The 16,886-nt window shown below is 68.2% G+C and carries 10 protein-coding genes; 5 read left to right on the plus strand and 5 right to left on the minus strand.

Annotated features, from left to right (window positions below; genetic code table 11):
* The first annotated feature begins 54 nt into the window (after nucleotides 1–54).
* From gcvP to LPA45_RS17185, 5 genes are all read left to right on the plus strand, one after another.
* Nucleotides 55–2,985 carry an aminomethyl-transferring glycine dehydrogenase gene (gene gcvP, locus LPA45_RS17165; RefSeq protein WP_116320000.1) on the plus strand — a complete coding sequence of 977 codons (2,931 nt, stop codon included), beginning with the start codon at nucleotides 55–57 and terminating at the stop codon, nucleotides 2,983–2,985.
* A 143-nt stretch (nucleotides 2,986–3,128) separates the two neighbouring features.
* The gene (locus tag LPA45_RS17170) at nucleotides 3,129–4,505 is read left to right on the plus strand and encodes an L-serine ammonia-lyase (RefSeq protein WP_116320001.1); all 1,377 of its coding nucleotides are present in this window, start codon (nucleotides 3,129–3,131) and stop codon (nucleotides 4,503–4,505) included.
* Nucleotides 4,506–4,616: 111 nt separating this feature from the next.
* Nucleotides 4,617–5,354 (plus strand): MBL fold metallo-hydrolase, encoded by a 738-nt coding sequence (locus tag LPA45_RS17175; RefSeq protein WP_116320002.1) that lies wholly within the window; start codon nucleotides 4,617–4,619, stop codon nucleotides 5,352–5,354.
* A gap of 27 nt (nucleotides 5,355–5,381) precedes the next feature.
* Nucleotides 5,382–5,855, plus strand: coding sequence for an OsmC family protein (locus LPA45_RS17180; protein ID WP_116320003.1), 474 nt, complete (start codon nucleotides 5,382–5,384; stop codon nucleotides 5,853–5,855).
* A gap of 10 nt (nucleotides 5,856–5,865) precedes the next feature.
* Entirely contained in the window at nucleotides 5,866–6,699 is an 834-nt protein-coding gene (locus tag LPA45_RS17185; RefSeq protein WP_367394665.1) for an alpha/beta hydrolase, read from the plus strand.
* Between the two features lie 124 nt (nucleotides 6,700–6,823).
* On the opposite strand, the gene LPA45_RS17190 is transcribed toward LPA45_RS17185, so the two are convergent.
* The 5 genes from LPA45_RS17190 to putA all read right to left on the minus strand — a co-directional run bounded on the left by LPA45_RS17190 (nucleotide 6,824) and on the right by putA (nucleotide 16,787).
* Entirely contained in the window at nucleotides 6,824–7,939 is a 1,116-nt protein-coding gene (locus LPA45_RS17190) for a YbdK family carboxylate-amine ligase (protein WP_116320005.1), read from the minus strand.
* A complete protein-coding gene (locus tag LPA45_RS17195; protein ID WP_199414599.1) occupies nucleotides 7,939–9,162 on the minus strand; it encodes a cation:proton antiporter in 1,224 nt (407 codons plus the stop codon). Before LPA45_RS17195 ends, LPA45_RS17190 begins: the two co-directional genes overlap by 1 nt.
* 159 nt (nucleotides 9,163–9,321) lie before the next feature.
* The gene (locus LPA45_RS17200; RefSeq protein WP_116320139.1) at nucleotides 9,322–11,280 is read right to left on the minus strand and encodes a tetratricopeptide repeat protein; all 1,959 of its coding nucleotides are present in this window, start codon (nucleotides 11,278–11,280) and stop codon (nucleotides 9,322–9,324) included.
* 174 nt (nucleotides 11,281–11,454) lie between these two features.
* The gene (locus tag LPA45_RS17205) at nucleotides 11,455–12,606 is read right to left on the minus strand and encodes a branched-chain amino acid ABC transporter substrate-binding protein (RefSeq protein WP_367394666.1); all 1,152 of its coding nucleotides are present in this window, start codon (nucleotides 12,604–12,606) and stop codon (nucleotides 11,455–11,457) included.
* Nucleotides 12,607–12,797: 191 nt separating this feature from the next.
* A complete protein-coding gene (gene putA, locus LPA45_RS17210) occupies nucleotides 12,798–16,787 on the minus strand; it encodes a trifunctional transcriptional regulator/proline dehydrogenase/L-glutamate gamma-semialdehyde dehydrogenase (RefSeq protein WP_367394667.1) in 3,990 nt (1,329 codons plus the stop codon).
* Nucleotides 16,788–16,886: the final 99 nt, after the last annotated feature.

Raw genomic sequence — 16,886 nt, forward strand, 5'->3', positions numbered from 1 at the left:
GCGCCGCGGCACGGCTGACCACCTGCCGCAGCGCTCCCCACGAGGTTCTTGCCAATGAACGCCCCGCTTCCCATGAACGCCGCCCAAGGTAACCGGCCCACGCTGGCCGAACTGGAGGCGCGCGACGCCTTCGCCGCCCGCCATATCGGCCCCGATACCGCCGAACAGCAGCACATGCTGAAGGTGCTCGGCTACGACAGCCGCGCCGCGCTGATCGACGCCGTGATCCCCGCCGCCATCCGCCGCCGCGACGGCATGCCGATGGGCGAGTTCACCGAGCCGCTGAACGAAGAAGCCGCGCTGGCCAGGCTGCGCGGCCTGGCGCGCAAGAACCGCGTGCTGAAGAGCTTTATCGGGCAGGGCTACTACAACACCGTCACGCCCGCGGTCGTGCTGCGCAATATCTTCGAGAACCCCGCCTGGTATACCGCCTACACGCCCTACCAGCCGGAAATCTCGCAGGGCCGCCTGGAAGCCATGCTGAACTTCCAGCAGATGGTCACCGACCTGACGGGCCTGGATATCGCCAACGCGTCGATGCTGGACGAAGGCACCGCCGCCGCGGAAGCGATGACGCTGCTGCAGCGCGTGAACAAGCACGACTCCAACACCTTCTTTGTCGCCGACGACGTACTGCCGCAGACGCTGGAAGTGGTACGCACGCGCGCGCTGCCGCTGGGCATTGAAGTGAAGGTCGGCCCCGCCGCCGACGCCGCTGCCGCGGGCGCCTTCGGCGTGCTGCTGCAGTACCCGGGCGTGAATGGCGACATTGCTGACTATCGCGCCATCGCCGACGCCGTGCACGCCGCCGGCGGCCTGGTGGTGGCTGCCGCCGACCTGCTGGCGCTGACGCTGATCGCGGCGCCGGGCGAATGGGGTGCCGATGTCGCCGTGGGCAACTCGCAGCGCTTCGGCGTGCCGCTGGGCTTTGGCGGCCCGCATGCCGGCTACATGGCGGTGAAGGATGCGTTCAAGCGCTCGATGCCGGGCCGCCTGGTAGGCGTGACCGTCGATGCGCAAGGCAACAAGGCGTATCGCCTGGCGCTGCAGACGCGCGAGCAGCATATCCGCCGCGAAAAGGCCACCTCCAACATCTGTACCGCACAGGTGCTGCTGGCGGTGATGGCGTCGATGTATGCCGTGTACCACGGCCCGCAAGGCCTGAAGCGCATCGCGCAGCGCGTGCATCGCCTGGCCGCCACGCTGGCCGCCGGCCTGGAGCAGCTCGGCTTCGCCCGCACCAACGCCACCTTCTTCGACACGCTGACGCTGGAAACCGGCTTCAACACCGAAGCCATCCACGCCGCCGCCACCGCACGCGGCATCAACCTGCGCCATGCCGGCGCCACACGCGTCGGCATCTCGCTGGACGAGACCGCCACCCGCGCCGACGTGGTAGCGCTGTGGGAGATCTTCACGCAAGGCAAGCCGCTGCCGGCGGGCCTCGACTTCGACAAGCTCGAAGCCGCCACCAATGACGCTTTCCCGGCCGAGCTGGCGCGCACCAGTGAATACCTGGCGCACCCGGTGTTCAACACCCACCACGCCGAGCACGAGATGCTGCGCTACCTGCGCATGCTGGCCGACAAGGACCTGGCGCTGGACCGCACCATGATCCCGCTGGGCTCGTGCACGATGAAGCTGAACGCCACCAGCGAGATGATCCCGGTGACGTGGCCCGAGTTCAGCCAGATCCACCCGTTCGCGCCGCTGGACCAGACCGTGGGCTACCGCGAGATGATCGACCAGCTCGAAGCCATGCTGTGCGCTGCCACCGGCTACGCCGCGGTCAGCCTGCAGCCCAACGCCGGCTCGCAGGGCGAGTACGCGGGCCTGCTGATCATCCATGCGTATCACGCCAGCCGTGGCGAAAGCCATCGCGACATCTGCCTGATCCCATCGTCGGCACACGGCACCAACCCGGCGTCGGCGCAGATGGCCGGCATGAAGGTCGTCGTGGTGGCCTGCGACGAGAACGGCAACGTCGACCTGGAAGACCTGGCGAAAAAGGCCGGGCAGCACAGCAAGAACCTGGCTGCGATCATGATCACCTACCCGTCCACGCACGGCGTGTTCGAGCAGGGCGTGCAGCAGATCTGCGAGATCGTGCACCAGCACGGCGGCCAGGTCTATGTCGACGGCGCCAACATGAACGCGATGGTCGGCACCGCCGCCCCGGGCCAGTTCGGTGGCGACGTGTCGCACCTGAACCTGCACAAGACCTTCTGCATCCCGCACGGCGGCGGCGGCCCCGGCGTGGGCCCCGTTGCGGTCGGCGCGCACCTGGCGGACTTCCTGCCCAACCAGGACAGCGTCGGTTATCGCCGTGACGACCGCGGCATCGGCGGCGTGTCGGCGGCACCATTCGGCTCGGCCAGCATCCTGCCGATCTCGTGGATGTATGTCGCGATGATGGGTTCGGCCGGCCTGACCGCTGCCACCGAGAACGCGATCCTGGCGGCCAACTACGTGGCCAAGCGCCTGGCGCCGTACTACCCGGTGCTGTACACCGGCCAGCACGACCTGGTCGCGCACGAGTGCATCCTGGACGTGCGCCCCCTGCAGAAGGAAACCGGCATCAGCAACGAAGACGTGGCCAAGCGCCTGATGGACTACGGCTTCCACGCCCCGACCATGAGCTTCCCGGTGCCGGGCACGCTGATGATCGAGCCGACCGAGAGCGAGGCGCTGCACGAGCTGGACCGCTTTATCGATGCGATGATCGCGATCCGCCAGGAAATCGGCCGCGTCGCCGACGGTACTTTCGACCGCGAGGACAACCCGCTCAAGCACGCGCCGCACACCGCCGCGGTGGTGACCGCCGACGAGTGGACCCACAAGTACACGCGCGAGGAAGCCGCTTATCCGGTGGCATCGCTGCGCACGCAGAAGTACTGGCCGCCGGTCGGCCGTGCCGACAACGTGTACGGCGACCGCAACCTGTTCTGCAGCTGCGTGCCGGTCAGCGACTACGTGGTCGACTAAGCCACGCCGAAGGGCCGCCGCCGACGCGGTGGCCCACGCACTATGCTCAAGGCAGCGGGCCCGCCTGCGCGGCGCCCGCCTTCGCCACTTCGACCGCCTAACAAGAGCCTCTGCAGGGCCACCCCCATTGCTGGAGACATTCCGTGGCAGTCAGCGTCTTCGATCTGTTCAAGGTGGGCATCGGCCCGTCGAGCTCGCATACCGTGGGCCCGATGCGCGCGGCCCTGATGTTCGCGCAGGGGCTGGAGCGCGATGGCCTGCTGCCTCAGGTGGCCAGCGTACGGGTCGAGCTGTATGGCTCGCTCGGCGCCACTGGCAAGGGCCATGGCACCGACAAGGGCGTGATGCTCGGCCTGATGGGCGAGTCGCCCGACACCATCGATCCCGATTCCATCGACACACGCCTCGCGGCGTTGCGCAAGAGCCGCGAGCTTTCGCTGCTGGGCCGCCATATCGTGCCGTTCGTGGAAAAGGAACACATCGCCTTCTACCGGCGCGAGGCACTGGCCGAGCATCCCAACGGCATGAAGTTCCATGCCTTCGACAGCGGCGGCGCCAGCCTGCGCGAAGCGCGCTACCTGTCGGTGGGCGGCGGCTTCGTGGTCACCGCGGGCGCACCCAATACGCAGGTGCTTGCCGCCGCGCAGCAATTGCCGCATCCGTTCCGCAGCGGCAAGGACATGCTGGAGATGGCACAGGCCAGCGGCAAGAGCATCGCGCGCCTGATGCTGGAAAACGAACTGACCTGGCGCAGCGAGCAAGAGGTCTTCGACGGCCTGCTGCATATCTGGGACGTGATGCAGGCCTGCGTCGCGCGCGGCTGCCGCACCGATGGCGAACTGCCGGGGCCCTTTAAAGTCAAGCGGCGTGCGCCCGAGCTGTTCCGCAGCCTGACCGAGCGCGCCGAACGCACGTTGTCGGATCCGCTGTCGGTCATGGACTGGGTCAACCTGTACGCCATTGCCGTCAATGAAGAGAACGCGGCCGGCGGGCGCGTGGTGACCGCGCCGACCAATGGCGCGGCCGGCATCATTCCCGCCGTGCTGCATTACTACGACCGCTTCGTGCCGGGCGCGAACAAGCAGGGCGTGGTCGACTTCCTGCTGACCGCGGGCGCGATCGGTCTGCTGTACAAGCTCAACGCATCGATCTCCGGCGCCGAAGTCGGCTGCCAGGGCGAGGTCGGCGTGGCCTGCTCGATGGCGGCCGGCGCGCTCGCCGCGGTACAGGGCGGCAGCCCGGCGCAAGTGGAGAACGCAGCCGAGATCGGCATGGAGCACAACCTCGGCCTGACCTGCGACCCGGTCGGTGGGCTGGTGCAGATCCCGTGCATCGAGCGCAATGCGATGGCCTCGGTCAAGGCCGTCAACGCGGCGCGCATGGCGCTGCGCGGCGACGGCACGCACTACGTATCGCTCGATTCGGTGATCAAGACCATGCGCGAGACCGGCGCCGACATGAAGACGAAATACAAGGAAACGGCGCGCGGCGGGCTGGCCGTGAATATCGTGGAGTGCTGACCTCCCATAAACATGTGAGAGGCGCCAGGAGGCGCACATTGCGCACCCAATGGGCACCCATTGCGGCGTATCATGGCGGCGTTCCCCGACTGCAGAACAAGAGGGCCCGCCATGCAGACCTTCCACCAGCTCTTTGACGATACCTCGTCCACCTTCACCTACCTGCTGATCGACGCGGAAACGAACGACGCGCTGCTGATCGACCCCGTCGACCACCAACTCGAACGCGACCTGGCGCTGGTGAAGGATACTGGTGCACACCTGGCCTGGGTCATCGAAACCCACGCCCACGCCGACCACATCACCTCCGCCGGCCATCTCGCCATGCAGACCGGCGCCCACACCGCGGCGCCATCGGGCTGCGATATCAAGCCCGCGCAAAAGCAGCTGATCGATAACGACACTGTCGCATTCGGCAAGCAGGTGCTGCGCGCGATCCATACGCCCGGACACACCGCTGGCAGCATGAGCTATCTGTGGGAAGAGCCCACGCCCGACGGCATCGTGCGGCGCGTCTTCACCGGCGATGCCTTGCTGATCGACGGCTGCGGCCGCACCGATTTCCAGTCGGGCGACGCCGGCACGCTTTACGACAGCCTTACCCGCAAGCTCTTCGCGCTGCCCGACGACACCCGGGTCTACCCCGCGCACGACTACAAGGGCCAGACCTCCTCCACCATCGGCCAGGAGCGCGCGCACAACAGCCGTGTTTCCGGCCGCACGCGCGAGGAGTTCATCGAGATGATGCGCAACCTGAACCTGCCGCGGCCCAAGCTGATCGATATCGCGGTGCCGGCCAACCAGCGCCTGGGCCTGCGCGACGGCGAAAGCGTGCCGCACGGCGCCTGAAGCATTCTCAACGTTAGGAGTCAGCGCATGTCCGTATATACCGCCGAAGTCCTGTGGCAACGCGACGGGCAGGATTTCTCCGGCAACCGCTACAGCCGCAGGCATGTACTGCGTTTCGACGGCGGCGCAGAGGTTCCGGGTTCGTCGTCGCCCCATGTGGTGCCGTTGCCGATGTCGGATGCCAGCGCGGTCGATCCGGAAGAGATGTTCATAGCGTCGCTGTCGAGCTGCCACATGCTGTGGTTCCTGTCGCTGGCGGCGAAGCAGCGCTTTGTCGTCGACCGCTATGTCGATGCCGCCACTGGCGTGATGGAAAAGAACCGCGAGGGCCAGATGGCGATGACGGTGGTGACCTTGCGCCCCCAGGTCACCTTCTCCGGCGCGCGCGAACCCACCCGCGACGAGCTGGAGCGCCTGCACCATGCCGCGCACGATGCCTGCTTTATCGCCAACTCGGTCCGGACCGAAGTGCGGTGCGAACCGGTGGTCGCCGGCGCCTAGTCGGCATGCCATGGCTGCGACCGCGCCACCTGCGGCACGGTCCGCGCCGTCGCGCCGCCTGCTGCGCTGGCTGCTGGCCGGCGTGGTGCTGCTTGGAGCCATCCTGATGCTGCAGGATCGCTTTCTCTACTTTCCCGACAGGGCCTCGGTCGACGATATGGTCGTGCCCGGCTTGCGGGCGTGGCCGGGCCCGGATGATTTTCGCGGCCTCCTGGCCGAGCCGCATGGGCCTGTGCGCGCGACCGCCATTGTCTTTCACGGCAATGCCGGGCACGCCGGCCATCGCGGCTACTACGCCAGCGTGCTGACGCGGCTGGGAATCCGCGTGATCCTGGCCGAATATCCCGGCTATGGTCCGCGCGATGGCGCGCTTGGCGAGCGCAGCTTCGTCGACGATGCCGAGCAGATTATTGCGCTCGCCCGCCGCCAGTTCGACGGCCCGCTGCTGCTGGTCGGCGAATCGCTCGGCGCCGGCGTCGCCGCTGCCGCCGCCGCGCGCCAGCGCGAGAACATCGCCGCGGTGCTGCTGCTCACGCCATGGGACAAGCTGGCGAACATCGCCTCGCACCACTACGCGTGGCTGCCAACCGGATGGCTGCTGCGCGACCGCTATGACAGCGTGGCCAACCTGGCCGGCCTGGGGCGCCCGGTTATGGTGGTGGTGGCCGAGCGCGACAACATCGTGCCGGCGCGCTTCGGCAAGGCGCTCTATGAAGCGCTGGACGAACCCCGCCGCCTGGCCGTGATCGCCCATGCCGGGCATAACGACTGGACCGGCTACGTCGACGAAGCGTGGTGGCGCAATGCGGTCGGGTTCCTGCTGGCGCCGCCGCCGTCCCGCTGATCCGCCGTGCGCGGCCGGGCACGTGCGGTCCGCGCATCGGCATCCGCCGCTCCGGCACGTTGAGGCGCGAAGTGAGGAGTGAAGCGACGAGTGAAGCGAGGCGTGAAGTGAGCGGATGGCGGCGTTAAGTCGCCCACCGATCGCACGCCTTGCGCACGGTCTCGCGCTGGCTGCGCGCGTCGGCATCTGTCTGGCGCAGCCATTCGGCATCGCCGTCGCGGCGCTCGGCCAGCGCGCGGATATTGGCCAGCGCCGGCAGCGAACCGAGCGCCTCGGCATGCGGCACCAGCGCATCGCAGATCGACAGGATGTGGTCGGCGACAGGCATGCGCGTCAGCTCGTTGGGATGCACGTATTCGCCATCCAGCCCGAAGCGGCACGCCTGGAAGCGGTTGAAGGTGTACACCAGGTAATCGTCTTCCTGTGGCATGAACGGGCGCGACAGCAGCAGGTAGCGCGCCAGCATCTGGATATAGGCGGCGATATCGCAGGCACGCTGCACCGTCAGCGGCGTGTCCATCACGCGGACTTCGATGGTGCCGAATTCCGGCTTGGGCCGGATATCCCAGTAGAAGTCCTTCATGCTTTCGATCACGCCCGTATTGCGCATCTTCTCGAAGTACGCGGTGAAGGCATCCCACGTCAGCAGGAACGGCGCGCGCCCGCTCATCGGGAAGGCCGCGACGGAGTTCAGCCGCGCCGAGGCAAAGCCGGTATCGACGCCCTGCACGTACGGCGACGACGCCGCCAGCGCGACGAAGTGCGGCACGTAGCGGCCGATGGCGTGCAACAGGAACAGTGACTCGTCCGCGCTCGGGCAGCCGATATGCACGTGCTGGCCGAACACGGTGAACTGCTTGGCCAGGTAGCCGTACAGCTCGGAGATGTACTGGTAGCGCGGCGAGTCCGAGATGGTGCGGTCGGACCACTGCATGAACGGGTGCGTGCCGCCGCCGGAAATGCCCAGGTTGAGCGAGCGCGAGGCCGCCACCATCAGGTCGCGCATGGTGGTCAGCTCGTCCAGCGCCTGCTGGTAGCTGTGGCAGATGCCCGTGCTGATCTCGATCATCGACGGGCTGATCTCCGGCTTGATGTCGCCGGCATGCTCGGCGCCCTTGAGCGCGCGCAGCAGGTCGGGCGCGAACGGCGCCAGGTCATAGTCGTGCCGGTTGACCAGCTGCAGCTCCAGCTCCACGCCGAAGGTCAATGCTTCGGATTGCTTGAACGGTTCGAGCGACATCAGCGCCCTCCTCCATTAGCCCGCGATTCGCCGGCGAAGCGCAGCGCCCACGCTGCCATCACCGGGCCGAGCAGTTGTTCGATCGCCAGCGCGCACAGGATGATGGCGGCCAGCGGCTGTCCGGTGCCGGGGTAGATGCGCGCGACGTCACTCATCAGCAGGTAGGCCAGCCCCGACATCGGCGCCAGCGCCACCCCCAGTGCCATGCACTGGCGCATGCTCAGGCCCGAAAACGATCCCAGCGACACCACGCCGGCAAACTTGGCGAGGTGGCGCAGCAGCACCAGCACGACGGCATATGCACCACCCACGGCCCAGTCGTGCGCGGTCAGCGGCAGACCCAGCGACACCACCATGACGATAATCAGCAAGCTGCCGGCGCTGCCGAAGTGCGGCGGCCAGACATGCGGCTGGCTGTCCTGGTGCTTGAACACCACACCGGCCAGCAGCAGCGTCAGCGGCATCGACAATTTTAGTACCCGGGTCAGCGCCAGCGTGAACAGCACCAGGCCGACCAGCACCAGGAAGCTGTAGTGGTCATCGGCCGACATGCGCTCATAGATCACGTGGCCGACCTTGCCCACCACCCATGCCAGCAGGCACGAACCCACCAGCAGGTAGAGCGGGTGCAGCAGCGCGGCGCCCAGGTTGCCGTATTCGGAGTGCAGCCAGCCGGTGGTCAGCTGCACGATCGCGGCGGCGTAGATGCTGTTCAGCGCCGCCATTGCCATCAGCCGCTCGGTGACCTGGCCCTCGGCACGCAGTTCATTCTTGAGCTGCAGCACGATGGTGGGCGAGGTGCTGACGGCAATGCCGCCCGCCAGGATCGCCACGCCCGGCGAGGCGCCGATCCATTGCAGCACCGCGGCAACCAGGCCCCAGGTGAGCAGGCTTTCGAAGGCGCTGGTCAGCAGCAGCCAGCGGTTGGCGCGCAACCAGGTGAGCGACAGCCGGTGCCCGAGTTCGAACAGGGCCAGTGCCAGCGCCATATCGATCAGGATACGGGTCTGGTTGATCATGTTCTGGTCGACGATGCCGCGCCCGAGCATGCCGGCGAACAGCCCCGCGACGGCATAGCCCACGATGCGCGGGCAGCGCAGCCAGCGGCGGCTTACCTCGCCCGCGAGGCCGGCGCCTACGAGCGCCAGCCCGACCCAGAACAGGCCGCCTGGGGCGAGGGGGAGTGTTGGAAAAAGTTGGCTCAGTCCGTTCATGGTCGACATGGTAATGTAAGCACTTCACAATCCATGTCAGTGATTGTCCGACACCGCACCAAACGCACAAAGAACTTCGGTCAACTTCATGTAAAAAACGCCATCTCCCGGATGGCGTTTTTTACATTTTACGAGGAACCCGATGCGGCCGCGTGCCCGTGAGGCGCTTCAGACGCCCCAGACTTTCCAGCGCGGGCGAGTTGATTTCAGCGCCGTCTCTACCTGCGCGTACAAAGTGCGCGTAACGCCCTGCGCGGCGCCGCGGGCGCGTGCCTTGTCGAAGTAGGCCAGCGCGGTCTCGCGCTGCTGCAGCCCGAGCGCCGACTCCACCACACGCAGGCATACCTCCGCGTCCCAGTCGTCACGCACGGCAAAGGCCGCGGTGAAGTCTGCCATGGCCGCGTCGTGGCGCCGCGCGGCGTTATGGACCAGTCCGCGCTGCACTCGCGGACCGGCCTGGTCCTCAGGATCGCCTTCGGTCAGCGCGACCGCCCGCTCGAACATTGGCAGCGCGCGCTCCGTGTCGCCCAGTTCGCGCCACAGCAGGCCGAAGCGGTTGAACAGCCAGGCATCCTCGACCAGCAGCGCGCGGCGCTGCTGGGCCTCGATCTCGGCGAGCGCGTCGGCACGGTCATGCTCGTCCATGCGCGCCATCTGCGCCTGCAGCAGCGCGGCAAAGTGCGCGCGCGCGTGCGCCATCGGATGCGCGGCCTCGCTGCGTGCCTCGACCGGCAGTGCATCCAGGCGGGCGTCCATGTGCGCCATCGCGGCCCGTGCGGCCTCGGCCGGTTCGGCGCCGCCCATGGCTTTCCACGCCGCGATCAGGCGGCTGAAGGCCCAGGTGACGTCGGCCGGGTTGCGCTCGAGCGGATAGCGGTTGAGCACTTCGCCAGCCAGCTCGACCACCTTGCCATGCTGGCCCGCGCCGGCATGGCAATCGAGCAGGTCGATCCAGTGGTCGATGAACTCGCTGGCGGCCATGCCCTGGCGGTGCAGCGCGATGCGTTCTTCCAGGTGCGCGGCATCGGCGGGCAGGCTGCGCGCCAGCAGGCGGCACAGCAAGGAATACACGTGCGGATCGGCATTGCCGCCGTGCCCGGCGGCATCGCCCTGGCCCGTGGCGAAGTACTGGTCGTAGCACCTCACGCCGTGGCGGCACGCCGCCACCAGCGCGGGGCGCAGCGCCGCCTCGGCAGCGGGGACTTCGTCGATGAACTCGCCCAGGGCCATCGCGGCGCGGTAGTAGGCGGCGCCGTCGTCGGACTTGTCGGTGATGGCGAAGCGCAGCCAGGGCTCACGCTCGGCATCCTGCGCGCCGGACCTGGCCAGTTGATGGCGCCAGGCCAGTTCGCGTACCTGTGCCTGCGGGTCGGGCACCTGGCGCAGGTAGACCGTCAGGTCGTCGAGCGCGCCTTGCGTGTCGCCCACGCCCCAACGCAGCGGCGCGCGCAGCCGGCGCGCCTCGGGGTGGTCGGGATGCTCGGCCAGCACGCGGGCGGCCTGGTCGGCGGCGAGCGCGTCGCCGGCCTCGGCATCAAGCTGCAGCAGGTGCGGATTGTCCAGCGCCACGCGCCCCAGGCAAACGCGCATCAGCGGTTCCACCGGCACGCCGGCGGCCTCGGCGCGGGCAATGTAGTCACGCACCAGCGGCGTGATGTCCTCGGCACCCAGGTCGGGGTTGCGGAACATCAGGTCATGCCAGTAGCGCGCCGCGGCGGCCATGTCGTTCATGCGCAGCGCGCTCAGCCCGGCGTGGAAATGCGCCGGCCATTCGCCCGACAGCAGGCCGCTGCGCTGCGCGGCCTCGTGCAGCCACGGGCGCGCCTCGGCGTCGCGTCCCAGGCTCATCAGCATGGCTCCGTAGCGGTGCGCGATCACGCCGCGCGAGGCCCAGCGGTGCGGCGGCTGCAGCGGCAGGCTGTCCAGGCGCGCGAGGGCCTCGTCCAGCACGGCAAGCGCCGCGGCGGCATCGCCGTTGTCGAAGTGCAGCCGCGCGCGCAGCGTGACGAAATCGACCACCTCAGGCCGGGCCTGCGCAAGCTGGTCGGCGATCTGCAGGGCTTCGGCAAAGCGGCCCCGGTTGGCAAGCTCGATGGCGTGGTCGTAGCTGACTTCCTGCACGGACACGTACTGCTCCTTCTGCATTTTGATAAGCGAGTGCGGGATTATGCGCCATGAGGGCGATCCGCATTCGGACAACCATCGGCACGGCAGCCGCTTTGTTAAGCCTTTGCACCAAAAAACAAAACGCCACCCGAGGGTGGCGCCTTGCCTGGCGAGGCTATGACTGCTTGCTTCTGCTTACTTGCCGCCAACCGTTTCCAGCACGGTCCACTTGCCGCCCACCACCTTGTAGACGGTGATGCCGCCGTCCTTCAGGTCGCCGCGGGCGTCATAGGCCAGCGTCTTGGTGGTCACGCCCTGCATGCTGGTCGCGGCCAGCACCGGCAGGTAGCGCGCCGGATCGGCCGAACCGGCCTTGACCATCGCGGTCATCAGCGCGGTGGCGCCATCGTACGAATACGGCGAGTAGGTCTGCACCTTGGAGCCAAAGCGCTTCTCGTACTTCTTCTCGTAGGCGGCGCCGCCCGGCATCTGGTCCAGCGGCAGGCCGGCCAGCGACACTACGGTGCCTTCGGCGGCGGGGCCGGCCAGCTTCAGGAAGTTGTCGGTCTTGGACATCTCGCCCGACACCAGCGGAGCCTTGATGCCCAGTTCCTTGACCTGCTTGGCCATCGGCGCGGACTGGGTCTCGGCGCCGCCGTAGAAGATGATGTCCGGGTTGCTGCGCTTGATGTTGGTCAGCACGGCCTTGAAGTCCACCGCCTTGTCGTTGGTGAACTCGCGGCGCACGACCTTGCCGCCGGCGGCCTTGGCGGCCTTCTCGAACTCGTCGGCCAGGCCTTGGCCGTAGGCGGTGCGGTCATCGACGATGGCGATGTTCTTCGCGCCCAGCTTCTTCACCACGAAGGCACCGATCACCGAACCCTGCTGGGTGTCGGAGGTCATCATGCGGAAGGTGGTCTTGAAACCCTGCTTGGTGTATTCCGGCGCGGTCGCCATGGCGATCTGCGGAATGCCGGCGCGGCTGTACACCATCGACGCCGGGATGGTCGTGCCCGAGTTGAAGTGGCCGAGCATGCCCTGGATGCCGTTGTCGACCAGCTTCTGCGCGACCACCGAGCCGGTCTTGGGGTCGGCCTGGTCATCTTCGGAGACCAGCACGAACTTGACTTCCTTGCCGCCGATCTTGGGCTTGGTGGCGTTCATGTCCTCGATCGCGAGGACGATGCCGTTCTGCATGTCCTTGCCATACTGGGCCTGGCCGCCGGTCATCGGGCCGGCGTAGCCCAGCTTGATTTCCTGTGCCTGCGCGAACGCGGCGGAGGCGGCGGTCACGCCAGCCAGGGTCAGGGCAACGGTCAGTGCCGTCTTGTGGAATGTCGAGCTCATCAGATCTCCTTGGGTCCCGATTGGTACCGCTCTGGTGCCGCGGTGGTGCCGCGGTGGTGCCGGTATGGCGCCCTGAGCGGCGTATTTTTCGAGGCGCGGCCTGGCAGTGCCGCGCCCTCCTTGGTATGCGCGCCGGGGCAGGATCGCCGCCACCGGTGCGCGCTTCGACAAGACGCGCGTCCGAGGATGCCTCAGCCGATCGTCATCAAACTTGCATTGCCGCCCGCGGCCGCGGTGTTGACCGACAGCGAGCGTTCGATCAGCAGGCGGTCGAGCGCCACGTTCGGTTCGCCCTGGGCCAGGCCCTGCACGCCGATTATCGGCCCGGGGCGCGCCGCCACCTGCTCGCACACCGTGCGCAGCTGGTCGGAGTCGCCGTGGTGCAGCACCGCATCGATGGCGATGTCCGCGGCAGTCCAGTCGGCCACCATGCGGACGCGCGATTGTACGCCCTTGGGCAGGCGGGCAAACAGCCCTCGCGCAACAGGGTTTTCCGGCCACACGGCGTGCGCGCCGACGGTCAGCACGGCGCCCAGCTGCAGCGCCAGGTCGGCTTCCTGCGCGGCCAGGCACAGCACGCGTTCGCGTGGCAAGAGCGTGTAGGTGTTGCGCTCGCCGGTGGGGCCGGCCAGCGTGACCGCCAGGCCCGAGGGCGTCGCCTCGGCAAAGCGGGCGCAGGCGTCCGCCACCGCGGGCAGCTCGGTGCCGGCCCAGTTGCGGAAGGCTTCGGCGGCGCGCACGGCCTCGTCGTCCGGGCCGACCGTCTCGGCGTGGTTCGTCACGTCGGCCGCGCGCACGCTGCGTGCCACCGCATCCTGCGGGCACACCGACAGCAGCCGGTGCAGGTACAGCGGGCCGCCCGCCTTGGGGCCGGTGCCCGAGAGCGCCTCGCCGCCGAACGGCTGCACGCCCACGACCGCGCCGACGATATTGCGGTTCACGTACAGGTTGCCCACATGGGCGCGGCTGACGATAAACGAGATAGTCTCGTCGATGCGGGTATGGATGCCCAGCGTCAGGCCGTAGTTGGTGCCGTTGATCTGGCTGACCATGGTGTCGAGCGCCGCGCGCGGGAAGCGCACCACGTGCAGCACCGGGCCGAACACCTCGCGCTTCAGTTCCTCGATGCTGTCCAGCTCGATCAGCGTCGGCGGCACGAAGGTGCCGTTGCGGCAGCTCGCGCCCTGCGCGGCGTTGGGGTCGGCCTGGTGGACGCGGCGGCCCTTGGCGCGCATGGCATCGATATGGCGCACGATGTTGGCACGCGCCTCTTCGTCGATCACCGGGCCGACGTCGGTCGACAGGCGGTCCGGGTTGGCCATGGTCAGTTCCTGCATCGCGCCCTTGAGCATTTCCAGCACGCGGTCGGCCACGTCTTCCTGCAGGCACAGCACGCGCAGCGCCGAGCAGCGCTGGCCGGCCGAGTCGAAGGCGGAGTTGACCACGTCGCCGACCACCTGCTCGGCCAGCGCCGAGGAGTCGACGATCATCGCGTTCTGGCCGCCGGTCTCGGCGATCAGCGGGATCGGGCGGCCGGCGGCGTCGAGGCGGCCGGCGACATTGCGTTGCAGGATGCGTGCGACCTCGGTCGAGCCGGTGAACATCACGCCCTTGACGCGGGGATCGCCCACCAGCGCGGCACCGACGGTCTCGCCGCGGCCCGGCAGCAGCTGCACCGCGCCGGCCGGCACGCCGGCTTCGCGCAGCAGCTTTACTGCGGCGGCGGCGATCAGCGGGGTCTGCTCGGCAGGCTTGGCCAGCACCGGGTTGCCGGCGGCAAGCGCCGCGGCCACCTGGCCGGTGAAGATCGCCAGCGGGAAGTTCCACGGGCTGATGCAGACTACCGGGCCCAGCGGGCGGTGGGTCTCATTGTCGAAGCCGCGGCGGATCTCGGCGGCGTAGTAGCGCAGGAAGTCCACCGCCTCGCGCACTTCGGCGATGGCGTTGGAGAAGGTCTTGCCGGCCTCGCGCATGATGATGCCCATCAGCGATTGCATCTGGGCTTCCATCAGGTCGGCGGCGCGTTCCAGCGCGGCGGCGCGCACGTCCGGCGGCGTGGCCTGCCAGATCGGCGCGGCATTGACGGCGGCCTGCAGGGCGGCGTCGACGTCGGCCTGGCTGGCTTCGGTGACCTGGCCGACCACGTCGCGGTGGTCGGCGGGGTTCAGCACCGGCGTGGTGAGTGCGTCGGCCGCGCGCGGCGAATCGGCGACCGGCGCAGCGCCCAGCATCGGCTCGGCGACATGGCGCTCGCTGGTGCCCGCCAGCAGGGCCGACGACAGCGAAGCCAGGCGGTGCTCGTTGGCCAGGTCGATGCCGGCCGAATTGGGACGGCTCTTGCCGTACAGCGTGCGCGGCGACGGGATGCGCGGATGCGGCAGGCCCAGCCCGCCTTCGTCGCGGTGCATGGACTCGACCACGGCTACCGGGTCGGCCACCAGCTCGTCAAGCGAGATGGTCTCGTCGGCGATGCGGTTCACGAACGAGGTGTTGGCGCCGTTTTCCAGCAGGCGGCGCACCAGGTAGGCCAGCAGCGTTTCATGCGTGCCGACCGGCGCGTAGATGCGGCACGGGCGGTTGAACTTGCCGTCGGCGGTCGGGCCCACCACCTGGTCGTACAGCGGCTCGCCCATGCCGTGCAGGCACTGGAACTCATACTGGCCGGGGTAGTAGCTGTGGCCGGCGATCTGGTAGATGGCCGACAGGGTATGCGCGTTGTGCGTCGCGAACTGTGGATAAATCGCGTCCGGCACCGACAGCAGCTTGCGCGCGCACGCCACGTACGACACATCGGTGTAGACCTTGCGCGTGTAGACCGGATATCCCTCCAGCCCTTCCACCTGGGCGCGCTTGATCTCGCTGTCCCAGTACGCGCCCTTGACCAGGCGGATCATCAGGCGGTGGCGGCTGCGGCGGGCCAGGTCGATCAGGTAGTCGATCACGAACGGGCAGCGCTTCTGGTAGCCCTGCACCACGAAGCCAATGCCGTTCCAGCCGGCCAGCTCGGGCTCGAAGCACAGGCGTTCGAGCAGGTCGAGCGAGATTTCCAGCCGGTCGGCTTCCTCGGCGTCGATATTGATGCCGATATCGTACTGGCGCGCCAGCAGCGTCAGCGACTTCAGGCGATCGTACAGCTCGCCGATCACGCGCTCGTGCTGGGCGCGGCTGTAGCGCGGATGCAGCGCCGACAGCTTGATCGAGATGCCCGGGCCTTCATAGATGCCGCGGCCGCGCGAGGCCTGGCCGATGGCGTGGATGGCCTGCTCGTACGAAGCCAGGTAGCGCACGGCATCGTCCTCGGTCATGGCCGCTTCGCCGAGCATGTCGTAGGAGTAGCGGAAGCCCTGCGCCTCGTACTTGCGCGCGTTGGCGAGCGCCTCGGAGATGGTCTCGCCGGTGACGAACTGCTCGCCCATCAGGCGCATCGCCATGTCCACGCCCTTGCGGATCAGCGGCTCGCCGCCCTTGCCGATAATGCGCGTGAGTGCCTTGGTCAGGCCCGATTCAGTGTGCGTGGCGACCAGCTTGCCGGTCAGCAGCAGGCCCCAGGTGGCGGCGTTGACGAACAGCGACGGGCTCTGGCCCAGGTGCGACTGCCAGTTGGCGCCGCTGATCTTGTCGCGGATCAGCGCGTCGCGGGTGGCCTTGTCGGGGATGCGCAGCAACGCCTCGGCCAGGCACATCAGCGCCACGCCTTCCTGCGACGACAGCGAGAATTCCTGGATCAGGCCCTGCACCAGGCCTTCACGGCCGGTGCCGACCTTCTGCTCGCGCAGCCGCATGGCCAGCGTCTTGGCCATCTTGATGGCGGCTTCGGCCTGCTGCTGCGGCAGGCGCGCCTGTTCCAGCAGCACCGGCACGCAATCCGTCTCGGGGCGGCGGTAGGCGGAGGTGATGGCGGCACGCAGCACCGATTGTGGCTGGATGCTCTGCGCGAATTCCAGGAACGGCTGCGGAGCGCCGTCGGCCGGGACCAGGTCGGAGGCGTCGGCACCATCGGCGTCGGCCGAACCGGCGGCGCTGGTTTCGTGCGGCAGGTGCCCGCGCTCGACCTGTTCCAGGTAGGTGAAGATGGCCTGCTTGATCAGCCAGTGCGGCGTGCGGTCGATGGATTGGGCGACACGCTTGAGGCGATCGCGCGAGGCGTCGTCGAGCTTGACGCCGAGAGTGGTGGTGGCCATGCGGGCAGTTCTCCGAAAAACTGGGGGGCGCCGCCGGTGCTACCGCGCCCATGCCACGCAGGCCAGGACGCACGACCGGCCGCAGCCTGTGAGCTGGCG

It is taken from the genome of Cupriavidus sp. Agwp_2 (assembly GCF_040784895.1).
GTDB lineage: Bacteria > Pseudomonadota > Gammaproteobacteria > Burkholderiales > Burkholderiaceae > Cupriavidus.